Annotated in this window: 16 protein-coding genes and 1 pseudogene; 13 read left to right on the top strand and 4 right to left on the bottom strand. The window is 40.4% G+C overall.

Annotated features, from left to right (window positions below; all coding sequences use genetic code 11):
* Nucleotides 1-158: 158 nt before the first annotated feature.
* Nucleotides 159-1076 carry an RluA family pseudouridine synthase gene (locus N9I19_RS20965; protein WP_317778873.1) on the bottom strand — a complete coding sequence of 306 codons (918 nt, stop codon included), beginning with the start codon at nucleotides 1074-1076 and terminating at the stop codon, nucleotides 159-161.
* 193 nt (nucleotides 1077-1269) lie between these two features.
* On the opposite strand from N9I19_RS20965, the gene N9I19_RS20960 reads away from it, so the two are divergent.
* On the top strand, nucleotides 1270-1689 hold the full coding sequence (locus tag N9I19_RS20960) for a DUF5365 family protein (protein WP_125163472.1): 420 nt from the start codon (nucleotides 1270-1272) through the stop codon (nucleotides 1687-1689).
* Between the two features lie 67 nt (nucleotides 1690-1756).
* On the opposite strand, the gene N9I19_RS20955 is transcribed toward N9I19_RS20960, so the two are convergent.
* On the bottom strand, nucleotides 1757-2227 hold the full coding sequence (locus N9I19_RS20955) for a thioredoxin family protein (RefSeq protein WP_284471631.1): 471 nt from the start codon (nucleotides 2225-2227) through the stop codon (nucleotides 1757-1759).
* Nucleotides 2228-2318: 91 nt separating this feature from the next.
* Complete coding sequence (locus N9I19_RS25330; RefSeq protein ID WP_411730699.1) at nucleotides 2319-2570, bottom strand: disulfide bond formation protein B; 252 nt, start codon at nucleotides 2568-2570, stop codon at nucleotides 2319-2321.
* 292 nt (nucleotides 2571-2862) lie between these two features.
* Here N9I19_RS25330 and N9I19_RS20945 point away from each other — a divergent pair, with 292 nt between their 5' ends.
* From N9I19_RS20945 to N9I19_RS20935, 3 genes are all read left to right on the top strand, one after another.
* Nucleotides 2863-4410, top strand: coding sequence for a carbon-nitrogen hydrolase family protein (locus N9I19_RS20945; protein WP_061461865.1), 1548 nt, complete (start codon nucleotides 2863-2865; stop codon nucleotides 4408-4410).
* A gap of 152 nt (nucleotides 4411-4562) precedes the next feature.
* Complete coding sequence (locus N9I19_RS20940) at nucleotides 4563-6293, top strand: phospho-sugar mutase (RefSeq protein ID WP_317778872.1); 1731 nt, start codon at nucleotides 4563-4565, stop codon at nucleotides 6291-6293.
* A gap of 209 nt (nucleotides 6294-6502) precedes the next feature.
* On the top strand, nucleotides 6503-7030 hold the full coding sequence (locus tag N9I19_RS20935) for an NADPH-dependent FMN reductase (RefSeq protein ID WP_061461867.1): 528 nt from the start codon (nucleotides 6503-6505) through the stop codon (nucleotides 7028-7030).
* A 117-nt stretch (nucleotides 7031-7147) separates the two neighbouring features.
* Here N9I19_RS20935 and N9I19_RS20930 read toward each other — a convergent pair whose 3' ends face one another.
* Nucleotides 7148-7402, bottom strand: a complete 255-nt coding sequence (locus N9I19_RS20930; RefSeq protein ID WP_061461868.1) for a YhdB family protein — start codon at nucleotides 7400-7402, stop codon at nucleotides 7148-7150.
* 132 nt (nucleotides 7403-7534) lie between these two features.
* Between N9I19_RS20930 and N9I19_RS20925 the strand changes: the two genes are divergently transcribed.
* The 9 genes and pseudogenes from N9I19_RS20925 to N9I19_RS20885 form a co-directional block, all read left to right on the top strand.
* Nucleotides 7535-8503: a M14 family zinc carboxypeptidase gene (locus N9I19_RS20925; protein ID WP_317778871.1), complete on the top strand. Its 969-nt coding sequence runs from the start codon at nucleotides 7535-7537 to the stop codon at nucleotides 8501-8503.
* A gap of 48 nt (nucleotides 8504-8551) precedes the next feature.
* Complete coding sequence (locus N9I19_RS20920; RefSeq protein ID WP_317778870.1) at nucleotides 8552-8872, top strand: DUF3889 domain-containing protein; 321 nt, start codon at nucleotides 8552-8554, stop codon at nucleotides 8870-8872.
* 246 nt (nucleotides 8873-9118) lie between these two features.
* Nucleotides 9119-10000, top strand: coding sequence for a radical SAM/SPASM domain-containing protein (locus N9I19_RS20915; protein WP_061461871.1), 882 nt, complete (start codon nucleotides 9119-9121; stop codon nucleotides 9998-10000).
* Between the two features lie 205 nt (nucleotides 10001-10205).
* Nucleotides 10206-11048, top strand: a complete 843-nt coding sequence (locus N9I19_RS20910; RefSeq protein WP_317778869.1) for a MurR/RpiR family transcriptional regulator — start codon at nucleotides 10206-10208, stop codon at nucleotides 11046-11048.
* A gap of 52 nt (nucleotides 11049-11100) precedes the next feature.
* Entirely contained in the window at nucleotides 11101-12255 is a 1155-nt protein-coding gene (locus N9I19_RS20905; protein WP_317778868.1) for a M20 peptidase aminoacylase family protein, read from the top strand.
* Nucleotides 12248-13042, top strand: a complete 795-nt coding sequence (locus N9I19_RS20900; protein WP_089364700.1) for a GNAT family N-acetyltransferase — start codon at nucleotides 12248-12250, stop codon at nucleotides 13040-13042. The genes N9I19_RS20905 and N9I19_RS20900 overlap by 8 nt, the downstream gene beginning before the upstream one ends.
* A gap of 13 nt (nucleotides 13043-13055) precedes the next feature.
* Entirely contained in the window at nucleotides 13056-14165 is a 1110-nt protein-coding gene (menC, locus tag N9I19_RS20895) for an o-succinylbenzoate synthase (protein WP_317778867.1), read from the top strand.
* Nucleotides 14166-14334: 169 nt separating this feature from the next.
* Complete coding sequence (locus N9I19_RS20890) at nucleotides 14335-15414, top strand: YkvI family membrane protein (protein ID WP_317778866.1); 1080 nt, start codon at nucleotides 14335-14337, stop codon at nucleotides 15412-15414.
* 168 nt (nucleotides 15415-15582) lie between these two features.
* A pseudogene (locus N9I19_RS20885) lies at nucleotides 15583-16383 on the top strand (SpoVR family protein); the annotation flags it as partial.
* Nucleotides 16384-16828 lie beyond the last annotated feature (445 nt).

The following is a 16828-nucleotide window of genomic DNA, read 5'->3' as shown; positions in this document are numbered from 1 at the left end:
GCGAAAGCCGAGGAGGCTCCCCGACCGCCCGCGGAAAGCGAGTGCCCTACGTTCCAATCAACGGCCAAATTGTACAAGCCATAAAAATAGACAAACTCGATTTTCATCGAGTTTGTCTACAGTCTGAAACACCGTTCCAATGGAACGGTGTTTTTCTATTATATGTGAAAATTGAATATTTCAGGTCGATCCAGGAAAGGAGCTTCAATAATCAACTTTTCCTCGGAAATGGGGTGGATGAATTCGATTTTTCGTGCATGCAGGGCTTGACGTGGGAAAGTCCTTCTTCCTCCATAAAGGGTATCTCCGGCCAAAGGGTGATTCAGATGGCTGAAATGTACCCTGATCTGGTGGGTTCGGCCGCTTTCCAAAGTACAGCTGACGAGCGTCAAGTTTTTCTTGGGATCGCGATTGAGCACCCGGTAATGGGTAACTGCGGTCTGACCTGAAGGGGAAACCCTTCGTCTCGTGGCATGGTGGCGGTCCCGGCCAATTTTTTCTTTGATTTCGCCTTCATCCTTTTTTATGTTTCCTTCGACTAAAGCAAGGTAAGTCCGTTTGATTTCCCTTGCTTCCAACATTCTATCCAGCATGGACCCAATGAGGCGGTTTTTGGCAAAAAGGACCGCACCGGTGGTATCTTGATCAAGCCTATGAATATGCTTGATCATACAGGTCTGGCCGGTTTGCCGAAGGTGGTGCGCAACTCCATTGATGAGGGAGTGTGCTTCACTTGGGAGAGAAGGGTGAGTATCCATTCCAGCCGGTTTATTGGCTATCAACAACAGGTCATCTTCATATAAGATGGATATTCCTAAGTCTGCCGTTTTAACAGTTTCATTTTCAGCTTGATCCAGCATGGGGATGCTGACCGTATCTCCTTCAGTAAGGACAGTTGACCATGTGACGGAATTGCCGTTCACTGTCACTTCTTTACTCATCCTCCACTCATGCACCAACTTCTTTGGGGCTTTCCACCGCTCCCTAAAAAGCTTTTCCAATGTTAATCCATTCCAGCTGTCAAGTACTTCTATTAATAAATGTTGGTTAGTTATATTGAAATTTTCCAATTTCATTCCTACTTTCGCCTTGTTTGGTTGTGGTTAAATGAAAAAAATAACCTTTGACCTATTGCTAAGATTTTCGTGGTGGAAATTACCACATATTTTTTACAATTTTTATGTTATTCTATTGGGAAAGAAATCGCTTGTCCTAGAGTATACATATATTAGATAGGTCTAACGGATCTGAAAAAAGGTGGTTTTTTTAGTGAAGACGGTCTTTTCTTCAACTGAAGAACAAGAGCAAGAAATAGCGAGTCTCGTTTCTCGTTTCTACGAATCTGTATTTCCGAAATACTTTACGGAAAGTGAAATCCTTCATTTTCGTGAGATTGGCGTTTTGAAGCCGAATCAGGGTTCTTTTACTTACTTAGCAACATTAAGAGATGCATTTCAAGTTATGACATGTCTTCAAATCCTCATGTCGATATTGGATAAACAGAAGAGAGAAGATTCTATAGTGATGGAATCTAAGTCTGAAGAATTGTTCCAACATAACATCACTCTATTGAATGAATGCGGAATATTCTTCCCTTTTTATTATGACCATTTTTCACATATACATCATGAAGCGGGTAATGAGATGCAGATGATGGATATCAAGGTGGCCAATCAATATTTAGTATAAGTCAAAAAAAATGAACCGGCTATAACGGGTGAAGATTTCCGTTAGGTCCGGCTCATTTTTTTCATCCTTAATTAATATCGTGGTCCTCGAACCATTTCTCGAAGGTTTCCTCTTTATTAAAGCCAACGATCCGTTCTTGTTCCTGTCCATTTTTATAGTGAACGATGGTCGGCTCCTTTTTGATGCCATAATCGCTCCAGCCTTGTTCAAACTCCAAAAGGTTGTATTGAACTAGATCGATTCCCAACTTTTCTGCCAAAGGTGCCACGACGGGTGTGGTTTTTTGACTGATCGAATTCGAAGGACTATAGAAATAAACGGTCACATCTTTATTATCTTGAAGGTCCTGCTCCAATTCTTCAGGCAGGATCAAGTTTTGATAATTGGGATCATCCAGCTGATCGACAGTAGCTGATTTGAGCTTATCTTTGCCGTATGGATTTCCTTTTGATTTTTCTTCTTTTTTCATGTTTGTAAAAACGCCGAGCAGGACAAATAGCGCGACGATTATTACTAAAATTATAGCCATTTTCTTCATTAAGCTGCAACCTCCTTGGATCTTGTCCATACGATGTAACTGCATATAAAAATAATGACGAATGCAGTCAAGGCTAGGAATGGGATAGTAATTAAACCCAATACGTTAATATATTGTACTGTACATGAAACCCTTCAGCATGCAAGGGTGTGGTCAGAAAGAATGAGACCTTTTGTATCAAATTATGGTAAGTGGAAATGAATGCACCCGATTCGGATAGTATCATGGTATAAAAGCTGATCCAATAATCTTTTCGAATGATTGCAATTCCTAAAATGATTGCAAAAGGATACATGATGATCCGCTGATACCAACAGAGCGAGCATGGTTCATATTGCTTCATTTCAGAAAAATATAAGCTTCCTGAAAAAGCAATGATGGAAGCAGCCAGGCTACAAACATAAGTTTTCCACACTGCGTTTTGTATTGTTCATGGTTCCTCTTCCCCATCTCTTTTTGCTCTCATGAAAAGTATAGTATGTATGGACTGCGTCTGTAAAATATATATTCTTTTTCTGGGACATTAAGAATGATTTTATCAATGGAATTTTGAAAACCTTGGGTAGGTTCAGTTGTTTTAATTTTTGAATAAGGGGTATAATTCTTACGGAAGAGATTAAAGGAGTCTGAGGAAAATGCCAAATTTAGACCTGCATAAATATGAAAAAATAATGGAAATACGTAATATGAGGCTAGGAGATATAGATGAAATAATTGCTCTACAGTCGAGTTGCTTTCCTGGAATGGTTCCCTGGAAGCGAGATCAGCTTGAGAGCCATCTGGCGATTTTTCCAGAAGGACAGTTTGTGGCTGAATATGATGGTAGAGTGATTGGCTCATGTTCCAGCCTCATCATTAATTTTGACGAATATGATGATCGCCATACATGGGATGATGTAACTGATAATGGATACATCACGAATCATAATCCGGACGGTTATAATTTATATGGAATCGAGGTCATGGTCCATCCTAAATTCCGCAGGATGAAAATTGGTCAAAGACTATATGATTCAAGGAAAGAACTTGTTGCCCAATTGAATTTAAAAAGCATCATTATAGGCGGCAGGATCCCCAATTACCATAAACATGCGGAGGAATTGCTACCAAGGGAATATGTCAAAGAGGTGCAATTGCATAAAATATATGACCCAGTCCTTTCGTTCCAGCTTTTAAATGGCTTCACGCTAATGAGGATCAATCCGAATTACTTGCCGGATGATCTGCAATCCAATAAGTATGCTACTCTCATGGAGTGGAATAACGTCGATTATCAGCCGAAAACAAAACGTTATTATAAAACATCCGAACCGGTACGGATCTGCGTCGTACAATACATGCTGCGTAAAATCGATTCATTCGAGGACTTCGCGAACCAAGTTGAGTATTTCACCGACGTGGCTTCGGATGCTAATGCGGATTTTGCCGTATTCCCGGAATTGTTCACTACCCAGTTGATGTCTTTCTTAAATGAAAGATCACCAAGCTTGGCTGTACGGAAACTGTCCGATTTCACGGAGCAGTACATTGAATTGTTCACCACTTTAGCAGTAAGGTATAACGTCAATATCATCGGCGGTTCCCATTTCGTAAAAGAAGATGATGACAACATCTATAATATCGCTTATTTATTCCGTCGTGACGGGACGATTGAAAAGCAATATAAAATTCACATCACACCGAATGAAAGAAAATGGTGGGGCATCAACGCTGGTGACCGTGTTCGTGTCTTTGATACGGACTGCGGGAAGATCGCGATACAAATTTGTTATGATATTGAGTTTCCGGAACTTGCCCGGATTGCTACCGATATGGGGGCAAAGATCATATTCACTCCATTTTGTACAGAAGACAGGCAAGGCTATCTGCGCGTTCGTTATTGTGCCCAGGCCCGTGCTGTGGAAAATCAAATTTATACCGTCATCTCCGGAACGGTGGGGAATCTGCCTCAAACGGAAAATATGGATATCCAATATGCTCAATCGGGAATCTTCGCTCCATCGGATTTCGAATTTGCACGTGACGGCATAGTCGGAGAAACCAGCCCGAACCTTGAGATGGTCCTGATTGGCGATGTTGATTTGGAGATCTTACGGCGAGAACGGCAGTCAGGTACTGTAAGGCAATTGAAAGACCGCCGCCATGATATTTATAAACTGCATTATCAAAAAGGCGGAAAATAAAAGGTATACGGGCTCGTGATGTGATGAACGCTGATGCGGTTCTATTCATTACGAGCCTTTACTTCATTTATTGGAATATATATGATAATTTTGTATATGTAAGCCAGCTACATAATAATAACAAATAAGGCGTTTGGGAGGAGATGTTGGAGATGGATTGGAAATCTTTATACACCACTTGGGCAGGGTACCAGAATTTAAATGGGGAATTACGTGTCCTCCTTGAGGAAATGCAGCGGGATGAAGCAAAACTCGAAGATGCCTTTTATAAGAATTTAGAATTTGGAACAGGCGGAATGCGTGGGGAAATCGGAGCTGGAACGAACCGGATGAATCTTTATACTGTAAGGAAGGCAACGGTAGGGTTGGCCCAATATATCTCTTCGTTTGGGATAGAGGCAAAAGGAAGAGGGGCTGTGATTGCATATGATTCGAGACATAAGTCTCCGGAGTTTGCACTAGAAGCAGCTAAAACCTTGGCGACATTTGGGGTGAAGGCTTATTTATTCGATGAGTTGCGTCCGACACCAGAATTATCATTTGCCGTTCGCGAGCTGAATGCTTTTGCTGGAATTGTCATTACGGCAAGCCACAATCCGCCTGAATATAATGGTTACAAGGTTTATGGACCAGATGGGGCACAATTGCCACCGGAAGCAGCGGATCAAGTGATCAGCTATGTGGATGCCATTGAAAATGAGCTTGAAATTCAGGTTGAAGAAGCGGAAGTTCTTAAAGGGCAGGGCCTCATCGAAATGATTGGGGAGGAATTGGATGCAGCATATAATCGAGAGTTGCTCACTGTTCCCGAGAATCCAAGGCTTGCCGAGGAAATAGATGTGTCAATCGTCTTTACGCCGCTTCATGGAACGGCAAATAAATCCGTCAGGCGGGCACTGCAAAGCTTAGGGTATCAAAATTTGCATATAGTTAAGGACCAGGAACTTCCAGATCCTGATTTTTCGACAGTCAAATCTCCAAATCCAGAGGAACCAGCTGCATTTGAAATGGCAATCGAGCTTGGAAACAAAGTGGAAGCGGACTTATTGATAGCAACGGATCCAGATGCCGATCGGCTTGGAATTGCTGTGAAAAACGAGATGGGTCAATATGTTGTCCTGACTGGAAATCAAACAGGCGCCCTTTTCCTTGATTATTTACTGTCCCAGAAAAAAGAAAAAGGGAATATTCCCCAAAATGGAGTCGTCTTAAAAACAATCGTCACCTCGGAAATCGGGCGGACGATTGCGGAGTCCTACGGCTTGCAGACGATTGATGTACTTACCGGGTTTAAGTTCATCGCCGAGAAAATAAATCAGTATAACGAAAGCGGGGAACATAGCTTTCTGTTCGGATATGAAGAAAGCTATGGTTATCTGATTAAAGACTTTGCACGTGATAAAGATGCCATTCAAGCGGCTGTGCTGGCTGTTGAGGTCTGTGCTTATTATAAAAAGCAGGGATTGACGCTTTATGAAGGGTTACTGAATGTGTTTGAAAAATATGGATTCTACCTAGAAGGGTTGCGTTCATTAACTTTAAAGGGCATTGAGGGAGCGAAACAGATTCAAGGAATCTTGAATCAATTCCGTCAAAACCCGCCTTCTCGTATAGCTGGAATCGCAGTGGTCGTTGAAGAAGATTATCAAAGCAGCAAAAAGCGTACGTTACTTTCCGAGGGTGAAGAACTGATCGAGCTTCCGAAATCAAACGTATTGAAGTATTTCCTTGAGGATGGTACATGGGTATGCCTCCGTCCTTCAGGTACTGAACCGAAAATTAAATTCTATTTCGGTGTCCAAGGTAAATCAATGCCAGAAGCTGAGTCCAAGTTATCGGGAGTCATGGCAGATTTCATGGGCAAGATTGAAGCGTTAGTTTAAAGGTATGAAAAGCTAAACGAAAGATTTGCGGTCTTTCGTTTTTTTCGTGTAAAAGTATCTTAAAGTGGCCTCTGGGAAATTTGAATGAGCAAAATTCAAGGAAATTCGGTTTCGGTTTTGGTATACTGTATTGGCAAGTGACCTCGGAAAACATCGGTAAATTATTGAATTTAGAGTGAGCGGCAATAAGGGATAATGGAGGAATATTCATGAAATTAGTAATCATTAATGGTTCACCACGTAAACAAGGGCGTACAGGGATAGCCTCACGCTACATTTCCAAGAAATACGGAGCGGAACTTATTGATTTAAGCAATAGTGAGATCCCTTTATATTCAGGTGAAGGTGAGCAATATCAATTGGAAGTGATTCAAGGTCTTCGGAAAAGCATCGGGGAAGCGGATGGCGTGATCCTGACCACTCCGGAATATCATGGTTCCATGAGTGGAGCTTTGAAAAATGCCTTGGATTTTCTAAGCAATGAACAATTCACGCATAAACCAGTCGCTTTATTGGCTGTCTCCGGCGGAGGAAAAGGTGGGATCAACGCCTTAAATTCAATGAGAACAGTGGGCCGCAGCCTTTATGCAAATGTGATCGCCAAACAATTGGTTCTGGATCCACATTGCTTCGATTATGAAAATGATGGTTTACTTGAAGAGTCTGCCGTACTTGTGGAAGGTTTACTTGAAGATCTTAAAATGTATGCAGCTGCGTATGCAACAATGAAAAAATAATGAAATGAGGGTCAGGTATTTTCATACCTGACCCTTCCTTGTTTTATAGGGTTCACCAGCCAAAGTCAAATCCCCGAAAATCAATCTTCTTGTATAAATTTTCCCGTTTTGCAAAAACTATAGTTGATTTAAGCTTGGAAGTTCACTTAAATAATCACTTGTTTTTTCTGCCGCATGATCTAGATAACGAAGCAGCGCATACAACTGGGATTGAACAATTTGGTAATCATGCTCAAACCGGTATGCGTGCAAAAAATGTTCTATTTTTTTTGAAAGAAAATGATCTTTCGTCCGAACCATCAATACTAACAAGCTGTCCCAATCAGAACGGTGTGTGTGAAACAATGCCTGATCATAATCCGCAATCCTCATGTAGTTCTCCCCCTTAATAAGGAGCTATTTGTATTTTGTTCAGATCGGGCTGAACATTTCCTTACAATAAGTGGTGATGTATTTGGACCGCGGTTGTTGCTTTTTACCTGAATAAAAAAAAAAGGTGAGTACATGAGAGAAATAATGGTAATTGGAGTAATTGTCCTGTTTTTTTTTCCTGAAACCACACTCGCAGAAGAGGTGTATTCTCCTGAGCGGATGGAAATGGATCTGCAAGGAATCCAACACCAGTATGAATTGGACGTTCAAATAATCGGTCAAACTGAAAAGGGAAAAGATATAAAAGCAGTCAAGTTAGGAAAAGGAAAAAAATCGATTTTGTTTGTGGGGTCACATCATGGGCGGGAATGGCTCAGCTCCAAACTTTTAATGAGCATGCTTGAAGACTATGCAGCCGCTTATCGAGCGGGCAAGCCTGTTGGAGAATACCCGTCGGGATCATTGGATGAAGTTAGCATCTGGTTCATCCCGATGCTTAATCCAGATGGAGTCAGCATCCAGCAAGGAGATTTATCAAACTTAAATATACTTGAAAAGGCAGCAGTATGGAAAATGAACGGATATAGCAAGAATTGGTCGCGATGGAAAGCCAACGCCAAGGGCATTGATTTAAATAGGCAGTATCCGTCTGGATGGAAAGAAGTCATGAGTCATGAAAAAAAACCATCTTATCAATTTTATAAAGGGGAAAAACCACTTGAAGCAGCTGAAGTTAAAGCGCTTGCGGATTTTACAAGGGAAATCGATCCCCTTCTTGCTGTTGCCTATCATACCTCAGGAAGGGAAATCTTTTGGCATTACAAAAATAAACGGGAAAATATGGTGAGGGATTATGGGATTGCCAAAAAAACATCGGAATTGACTGGGTATGAACTGACCTTTCCGGAAAAAGAAGCGGTAGGAAGTGGATTTACGGATTGGTTCATAACTGAATTCCACCGCCCGGGAATGACAATCGAACTTAGTTATTTAGTGGATGAAACCAATCCTCCATTAAGTGTATTTCCTGAGGAATGGAAAAGGAATCGATCAGTTGGAATCATGCTTGTAAAAGAAGCGATGCAGCTGCATAACAAATGAACAATCTTACATAATAATATTAAGAGGAAAATATGAGGAGGAACAATTTTGAAAAAAGTCATCGTGATGTTAATGGGGATTTTTTTGATTATACAAGCAGGGTCCATTTCAGCACAGGCCCAAAAACCCGATTACGAAAAATACGGAAAGATTGCGATTGCCGTAGTGCAGGCAGATTATCCTGAAGTTGAGGTTACCGATTACGAATATAAGGGTAGGAAAACTGTAGCGGAAAATCTTGTCGAAGACGCTTTCATCTTTTTAGTCGCGGATAAGGGAAATGAGTTCAATATTATCGTGACCGTACAACATGATTTGAAAAATGAAAAATTACTTAGTTTAAAGGTCACTGAGCAAAAAAGAAAGTAAATTCAGAACAAAAATAAAAGGTTTGAATTTTAGCCAACATCTTCACCTCGAGAAGATGTTTTTTTCTGATTTCTTTAAAGGATTGTCCGGAAAATGGTGGATATCGGATTAGTTGCCACAGTGAAGTGATACCTATCCATTCCTTGATATCCGCTGCCATGAAGTTTTCATTGCATTTATGAGCAGCTAACCAGTATAGTTAGTATCAGATTGAAACAATAAGCTTGATTGTAGGGGTATTAGAAAATGAGAAAGTTTAAGAAAGTTTATGTGGAAATTACAAATATATGTAACTTGAAGTGTAATTTTTGTCCAAGCTCCAGCTTGCAAAGGACTCTTAAATTCATGGATCCTGAAGGGTTTACACATGTAATCGAGAAAATCAAACCGCACACCGATCACATTTATTTTCATCTGATGGGTGAACCCTTTTTAAATAAAAATTTGGGTACATTCCTGGATATCAGTGCAGAAAATGGCCTAAAGGTGAATATAACAACGAACGGTACTTTGATTCAAAAGGTCAAAGAAAAGCTGCTCTCCAAAAAAGCCCTTCGTCAGGTGAATATTTCACTTCATAGCTTCGAGGCAAACGATACGAGCAATAGTCTCGACTCATATGTCAGTAATATTGCCGATTTCATAAATGAGGCAAATGAAAAAAGTGAAATGATTTGTGCCATTCGTTTATGGAATATGGATACGGATGAACTAAAAGCGAGTAATGGCCTGAACGACGATATTCTCAGCATGTTGGAGGAGAAGCTTTCATTGGACATTCGTTTAAGTGAAGCTCTTCAGCAGAAGAATAATATTAAATTGAAGGACCGTGTTTATATAAACATGGCTGAAAAATTCGAGTGGCCAGAATTGGACCGTGACATTATCGATGAGAATATTTTCTGCTATGCTCTTAGAGATCAGTTAGGCATTTTGGTGGATGGTACAGTCGTACCTTGTTGTTTGGATAGTGAAGGGAAAATTCCACTGGGGAATATATTTGAAACGTCACTTGAAGATATTTTAAATGGTGAACGGGCTAAAAATATGTATGATGGTTTTTCAAGAAGATGTGCAGTTGAAGAATTATGTAAACGATGTGGCTATGCAAAGCGTCATAAAAAATAAATAAAGATAAGGAAACCATGGAGTTCATCTTCGTGGTTTTTTTGTGATTGAGGTACATTGACATTTCTTTTTATTAAAAATTCTGAATATTATTGTTTTATTAAAAGTCCCATGATAAAATACTCTTTATTATTGATGAAGTAAAAACTTCATATTGTCATATTAGAAGTCTTGGATTCATATCTTGCTTCAGAGGGGATTTTTTATGGAATTACAGCAAAAAGTTAAAGAAGTATTCCCTGGTTTATCAACTGGCCAAAAAAAGGTAGCAAAATACTTGTTAGTACATTCACATACATTTGCAGTCACTTCAGCTCAAAAGCTCGGGAATGATATAGGTGTGAGTGAAACGACCATCATCCGCTTTTGTTATTCATTGGGGTTAAGTGGATTTGCGGAACTTCAAAAACTTATTCGAAATCAGTTGATATTCGAGAGCAGCAGTTTGAATGAATATCATTCTTCAAAACTTGAAGCTGCGAATCAACCAAACTTCATGGCTCAAGTGATGGGGCAGGATATCGTCAGTATCGAAAAGACAATCAAAAATTTATCAAATGAAGATTTTTCTAAAACGGTTGATAAATTGGCGGCAGCCGACAATGTTTTGATATCCGGACATCGGTTATCATTTTCTGCGGCACATTGGTTAACCTTTACACTGAGGCTTGTGAGGGAGGAGGTCCATTTATATAGGCCGGATACTGATGATATTTTTTTACTGATGAATAAAATGACTGAAAATTCCGTCTTTGTAGCCATTTCATTTCACCGTTATATGAAAGAAACTGTGAAAATTACGGAAATGGCTAAACAAGCGGGTGCATTTGTAATTGGCGTAACGGATTCTGAATTGGCTCCGATTGCTGACTACACTGACATTTTATTGCCTATTTCAACACCAAGGACTTCCACTATCGATACGGCACCGGTTTTATTCTCATTATTGAATAGCATAGTAGCTGGTGTATCGATTAAAGATGAACAGGGTTTTAAAAAAAGAAAGGCTATATATGATGCGTTCAATCAAGACGAATATTTCTTTTGAAATAAAGTCATAAGTCAAGCCAATTAAGCCGGAAGTTAAGGGGGAGACAGAAATGGATATCAAACTAACAATCGAAAAATTAAGGCCGCGTATCATCGATATCTTCGACCAGTTACACGCACATCCTGAAACGAGTTGGAATGAAGTGAGTACGACAGCATTCATCTCCAATATTTTAATGGAAAATCAATGCAAGGTAAAATCATTCGAAGACTGTACAGGAGTGATTGGGGAAATCGGGGATGGGAATTTCACAGTCGGGTTACGATCGGATATCGATGCACTTTGGCAGGAGGTGCATGGGACGTTTCAGGCCAATCATTCATGTGGACATGATGGGCATATGACCTTGGTGCTTGGAGTTTTCCTGGTATTGAAGGAAATGGACTTTCGACCAAGAGGTAAGCTGAAATTCATTTTTCAGCCTGCTGAAGAAAAAGGTACGGGCGCCTTGAAGATGATTGAAGAGAAAGTTTTGGATGATGTCGATTTCCTTTATGGAGTGCACTTAAGGCCAGTTGAGGAAGTGAAGGATGGGCAGGCGGCTCCAGCCATTATTCATGGGGCTGCCCAGTTCATTAAAGGAGAAATAGCGGGGACGGATGCACATGGAGCCAGACCGCATCAAGGGCAAAATGCCATCGAGATAGGAGCAGCATTCGTCACTTTATTAAATGGTATCCATCTCAATCCGTTCATCCCTTATTCAGTAAAAATGACGCAGTTTTTTGCTGGGGGCGAAAGTTCCAATATCATCCCAGGGAGAGCCACTTTCTCATTGGATTTAAGGGCTCAGGATAATGCTGTCATGGAAGAGCTCACCAAAAAGGTGGAAAAAGTTGCCGAATCCTTGGCCATTGTCCATGGAGTTGAAATGAAACTCGAACCGGGAACCAACGTTGCTGCAGCAATCGTGAACGAACAAGCCCAGGAAATAATGGCTGAAGCGATAGCCGATACACTCGGAGAAGAAAATCTGGTAGCGCCTGTCATTACAACTGGAGGAGAGGATTTTCATTTTTATACGCTGAAAAGACCCAAGCTCAAAGCGACGATGCTTGGGTTGGGATGTAATTTGACACCAGGGCTCCATCATCCGAACATGACGTTCAACAAAGATGCTTTGTTATCGGGAATTGAAATCCTGACTAAGGCCATCATATTCACTTTCGAGAAATATGGCGAGGGGGGACACCTACATGACTGATGAATTAATCATTAAATCCCTAACAACACTAGAGGACTTACAAGAAGTACAGCGTCTTGAAATCCTTGTATGGGGCATGGATTGCGTTCCTACCCATCAGACGATTACCGCAGTCAAAAACGGAGGGCTTGTTTTAGGCGGTTACCTCAATGACCAGTTAGTTGGATTTCAATACAGTTTCCCGGGATTCAAGGATGGAAGGGTGTTTCTTTGTTCACATATGTTAGCCATCCATCCGGCTCATCAAAAGAAGGGCTACGGCAGATTACTTAAACTGGCACAAAAAGAAGAAGCGCTCAAAAAAGGCTACAATCTAATTACATGGACATATGATCCATTGGAAAGTGTGAACGCAAACTTGAATATCGGTAAACTAAAAGCGGTTTGTTCAACATATATGGAAGATTGTTATGGAAATATGAAGGATACCCTCAATGAAGGATTGTCCACTGATCGTTTTATGGTGGAATGGAATATAGGGCAGGGAGCAAAGGAAGAGACACCGCTTCCTGATAAAGCCATACACATCGTAACGACAGAAATGAATGACCAAGGCTTTCCTTACATCAAGGATTATCATTTGGAAACCAATGCCGACGTGGTCGCTATACCCATTCCGACAGATATTCAAAAAATCAAAAAAGATGATCTCCGCCTTGCGATTGATTGGCGGTTAAAAACCGGTGAATTATTCAAAGCTTTTTTTGCCAAAGGATATGTTGCAGCCGGGATCGAACGGGAACAAGGTGAAACCATTCAAAACTATTTATTAAAAAAACAAGAATAAGAGGGGAATCGGGATGAAAATAACAGAAGTGCGTTTACGTCATTTAAATATGGATTTGGTAGCTCCATTTACAACAAGTTTTGGAACATTTGTAGATAAGGAATTCATACTTGTGGAAGTGAAAAATGGAGAGGGGCTTTCGGGCTGGGCTGAATCTGTGGCGTTTTCAGCACCTTGGTATAACGAAGAAACCATAAAAACCAATTGGACCATGCTGGAGGATTTCCTAATTCCGCTTGTATTGAATAAAGAAATAGAGCATCCTCGTGATGTATCGGATATGTTCTCGCATATTCGTAAAAATAATATGGCAAAATCGGCAATCGAGGGGGCCATCTGGGATTTATATGCGAAAGAAAAGAATGTCCCATTAAGTATGGCTTTAGGCGGGGACCTAAAAAAAATCGATGTTGGAATCAGCATCGGCATCCAAAAAACGGTACCTGAATTACTGGCAAAGATAGAAGCTGGATTGAGAGATGGGTATAAAAGAATCAAAATGAAAATACAACCAGGATGGGATGTAGATGTAATCAAGGAAGTACGCAGTCGATATCCCGATGTTCCGATCATGGCGGATGCAAACTCCGCTTACCGGCTGAAAGACATCGAATTACTGAAACAACTTGATCAATTTGATTTAATGATGATCGAGCAGCCCTTGTCATCAGACGATATTGTCGATCATTCCACATTACAGGCGGAAATCAAAACACCGATTTGCTTGGATGAAAGTATACATTCCGTGGAAGATGCAAGAAAAGCCCTTGAATTGGGAAGCTGTAAAATCATTAATATTAAGATCGGCAGGGTTGGCGGTTTAACGGAAGCAATGAAAATACATGAATTATGTAAAGAAAGAAATGTTCCGGTTTGGTGCGGAGGCATGTTGGAATCCGGTGTGGGGCGTGCCCATAATATCGCATTGACAACACTTGATAACTTCACGATGCCTGGTGATACGGCAGCATCCGCGAATTATTGGCATAAGGACATCATTCAACCAGAGGTTACAGTGGAAGATGGAGTCATAACTGTGCCAAAGGCGGCAGGCATTGGCTATGAAGTCAATTACGCTGCGGTCGATGAATTCACTTCCCATAGTAAGAGATATACGAAATGATAAATGACCAAGAGTTGGAATAATGGCTCTACCCAGCTTCATGGGCGATGGATCGTAAAAATTACTGAAGCTGGGAAGCTATTACGGATCAGGGATTGTGATGAACGAGAAGATATTTCATTTAATCCGAGTTATCAGAATAATCTTTTAATTAGGGCGGGGGTCTGATATGAAAAACAGTGTAAATCTTGCAGGGGCATATATTGGAATCATCATTGGAGCAGGCTTTGCTTCAGGACAAGAAGTATTACAATTCTTCACTAGCTTTGGAATCTACAGTGTATTGGGAATTGTGGTTGCGACAGCTTTATTCGCGTTCTTAGGCATGCAGGTTACGCAATTGGGGAGCACTTTGCAAACGCGCTCCCATAAAAGCATCATCGAACATATTTGTGGCCGCTATTTAGGCAGGGTGGTCGATGTTATTATCACATTTTTCTTGTTTGGCGTTACTGTCATCATGATTGCTGGTTCCGGAACGATTTTTGAAGAACAATTCGGGATTCCCAGTATAGTTGGTGCAATTGTCATGACAGTGCTGACAATTGGCACGCTCTTACTTAATGTTAATAAAATAATGTCCATCATTAGTGCCGTCACACCGTTTTTATTTGTTATCATGATCATTATTTCAGGTTATTCATTTTTCACATCCGATCTAAGTTTCAATGAAATCATTTTATCTTCAAGTAAAGGAAATGCTGCAACCGGAAACTGGATAATGGGTTCATTACTTTATGTTTCATATAATATGACTGCCGGAATTGCCATGCTAGCCGTAATGGGAGGGACCTTCAAGAATAAGAAGGAGGCTGGTATTGGAGGGATTCTGGGAGGTATCGGATTGGGAATCTTGCTATTGTTAATCAATTTGGGGATGATGTCCGACTTGAAGGGCATAGAAGGTTCAGGAATGCCTACCCTTCATTTAGCGAATCAGATTTCTCCATGGTTGGGATATATCCTATCAATCATCCTTTTAGGAATGATTTATAATACCGCTGTCGGGATGCTGTATGCATTCACAGCCAGGTTGGTTCCTGCCGAAACGAGACGCTTTAAAATATCCGTGATAATGGTAGGGATCCTCGCCTTCCTTGCAAGTTTCGTTGGCTTCATAAAATTGGTTGGAACGGTATACCCCGTCACAGGATATTTAGGCTTTGTAATCATTGCAGCGCTTATCATTTCCTGGATTCGGTCAAAAGCGAAAAAGGGGGCAGTGAATACGGAATTCGCAAAATTTTAATAGAGTAGGGAAATTAAGATCGAGTACAGAACTGCATGAATCATTTGAACAGACATCTTCTTCATGGAGGTGTTTTTTTATTATCGAGGATCTTTACTCATGATCACGGCATTTTTCCTCCTTTTTTTCATACATTAGTTTAAAGGCGGAAGACAAGGGGGATATCGGATGAATGGAGCGGAGCAAAAGGCTCTGGAATATGCCATTAGTGAAATTACAGAAATAGCAACTGGATTCGGGTTGGATTTTTACCCGATGCGTTATGAAATTTGCCCATCAGAAATCATTTATACATTTGGTGCCTATGGGATGCCGACCCGTTTTTCTCATTGGAGCTTTGGGAAGCAGTTTCATAAAATGAAGCTGCAGTATGACTTTGGATTAAGTAAGATCTACGAACTGGTCATTAACTCTAATCCTTGTTACGCTTTTCTGCTGGACTCCAATTCACTAGTACAAAATAAATTGATTGTCGCCCACGTTTTGGCCCATTGTGATTTTTTTAAGAATAATGTACGTTTCAATAATACTAAGAGAGATATGGTGGAAAGTATGTCGGCCACGGCAGAAAGAATCCGTGAATATGAAATCCTGCATGGCAAAAAGGAAGTGGAAACTTTCCTTGATGCACTTTTAGCCATTGAAGAACATATCGATCCGTCGCTGATGAGACCGAAGCTTGCCTGGACGATGGAAGATGAGGAAGAAGAAGAGGAAGCAAAACCGACAGCCACACAATACGATGATTTATGGAATCTTGATAATAAGGATAAACCGAAGAAATCCAACATTAAAAAAAGAAAAAAATTCCCGCCAAGGCCAGAAAAGGATATTATGCTTTTCATTGAACAGTACAGCAGGGACCTATCCGATTGGCAACGGGATATCATGACGATGATCAGGGAAGAGATGCTTTATTTCTGGCCGCAGCTGGAAACGAAAATCATGAACGAAGGCTGGGCTTCGTTTCGCAAAGGTGCTTAATATTGATAAGTAATTATTGATCGTATATGGGATTTTTACTTCATTATTATAAGGGCGGTTAGAAATGATACTTGGCCGACACTGAGTTTCTTGATATTAATCAACTTAAATACTTGCAAAATACAAGTATTTAAGTGTCCTTTTTAACAGCTCAGCTATATATGATGAGGAAGAACAAGCCCATAATGTTGGGTAACCATATAAAGGTTACATTACCTCGGTAAACTTAATGAGAAAACTTTACCGATTAATGTTACTTCAGTAATCATACTCATATAAATTTATAACTGTCATGTTACAAATTTTATTTAAATGGCTATTCGCTGGATAGAATTTAGGCAGGAACTTTTAAAACATAGAAAAAGAACAATACCGATGTTTTTTACTATGAAGGGATAATGAAGAGTGAGTTAAAAGGTAACAAAAATTG

The sequence above is a fragment of the Peribacillus sp. CSMR9 genome, assembly GCF_033141925.1.
Classification (GTDB): Bacteria; Bacillota; Bacilli; order Bacillales; family DSM-1321; genus Peribacillus; species Peribacillus simplex_A.
The sequence above is the reverse complement of the archived record's forward strand: the minus strand, read 5'-3'. Positions and strand labels throughout refer to the sequence as shown.

What these genes read in the sequence shown, in the direction of transcription:
- N9I19_RS20965 (WP_317778873.1), bottom strand. Translation starts at nt 1,076, where the DNA reads ATGAAATTGGAAAATTTCAATATAACTAACCAACATTTATTAATAGAA.
- N9I19_RS20955 (WP_284471631.1), bottom strand. Translation starts at nt 2,227, where the DNA reads ATGAAGAAAATGGCTATAATTTTAGTAATAATCGTCGCGCTATTTGTC.
- N9I19_RS25330 (WP_411730699.1), bottom strand. Translation starts at nt 2,570, where the DNA reads ATGAAGCAATATGAACCATGCTCGCTCTGTTGGTATCAGCGGATCATC.
- N9I19_RS20945 (WP_061461865.1), top strand. Translation starts at nt 2,863, where the DNA reads ATGCCAAATTTAGACCTGCATAAATATGAAAAAATAATGGAAATACGT.
- N9I19_RS20940 (WP_317778872.1), top strand. Translation starts at nt 4,563, where the DNA reads ATGGATTGGAAATCTTTATACACCACTTGGGCAGGGTACCAGAATTTA.
- N9I19_RS20935 (WP_061461867.1), top strand. Translation starts at nt 6,503, where the DNA reads ATGAAATTAGTAATCATTAATGGTTCACCACGTAAACAAGGGCGTACA.
- N9I19_RS20930 (WP_061461868.1), bottom strand. Translation starts at nt 7,402, where the DNA reads ATGAGGATTGCGGATTATGATCAGGCATTGTTTCACACACACCGTTCT.
- N9I19_RS20925 (WP_317778871.1), top strand. Translation starts at nt 7,535, where the DNA reads ATGAGAGAAATAATGGTAATTGGAGTAATTGTCCTGTTTTTTTTTCCT.
- N9I19_RS20915 (WP_061461871.1), top strand. Translation starts at nt 9,119, where the DNA reads ATGAGAAAGTTTAAGAAAGTTTATGTGGAAATTACAAATATATGTAAC.
- N9I19_RS20910 (WP_317778869.1), top strand. Translation starts at nt 10,206, where the DNA reads ATGGAATTACAGCAAAAAGTTAAAGAAGTATTCCCTGGTTTATCAACT.
- N9I19_RS20905 (WP_317778868.1), top strand. Translation starts at nt 11,101, where the DNA reads ATGGATATCAAACTAACAATCGAAAAATTAAGGCCGCGTATCATCGAT.
- N9I19_RS20900 (WP_089364700.1), top strand. Translation starts at nt 12,248, where the DNA reads ATGACTGATGAATTAATCATTAAATCCCTAACAACACTAGAGGACTTA.
- menC (WP_317778867.1), top strand. Translation starts at nt 13,056, where the DNA reads ATGAAAATAACAGAAGTGCGTTTACGTCATTTAAATATGGATTTGGTA.
- N9I19_RS20890 (WP_317778866.1), top strand. Translation starts at nt 14,335, where the DNA reads ATGAAAAACAGTGTAAATCTTGCAGGGGCATATATTGGAATCATCATT.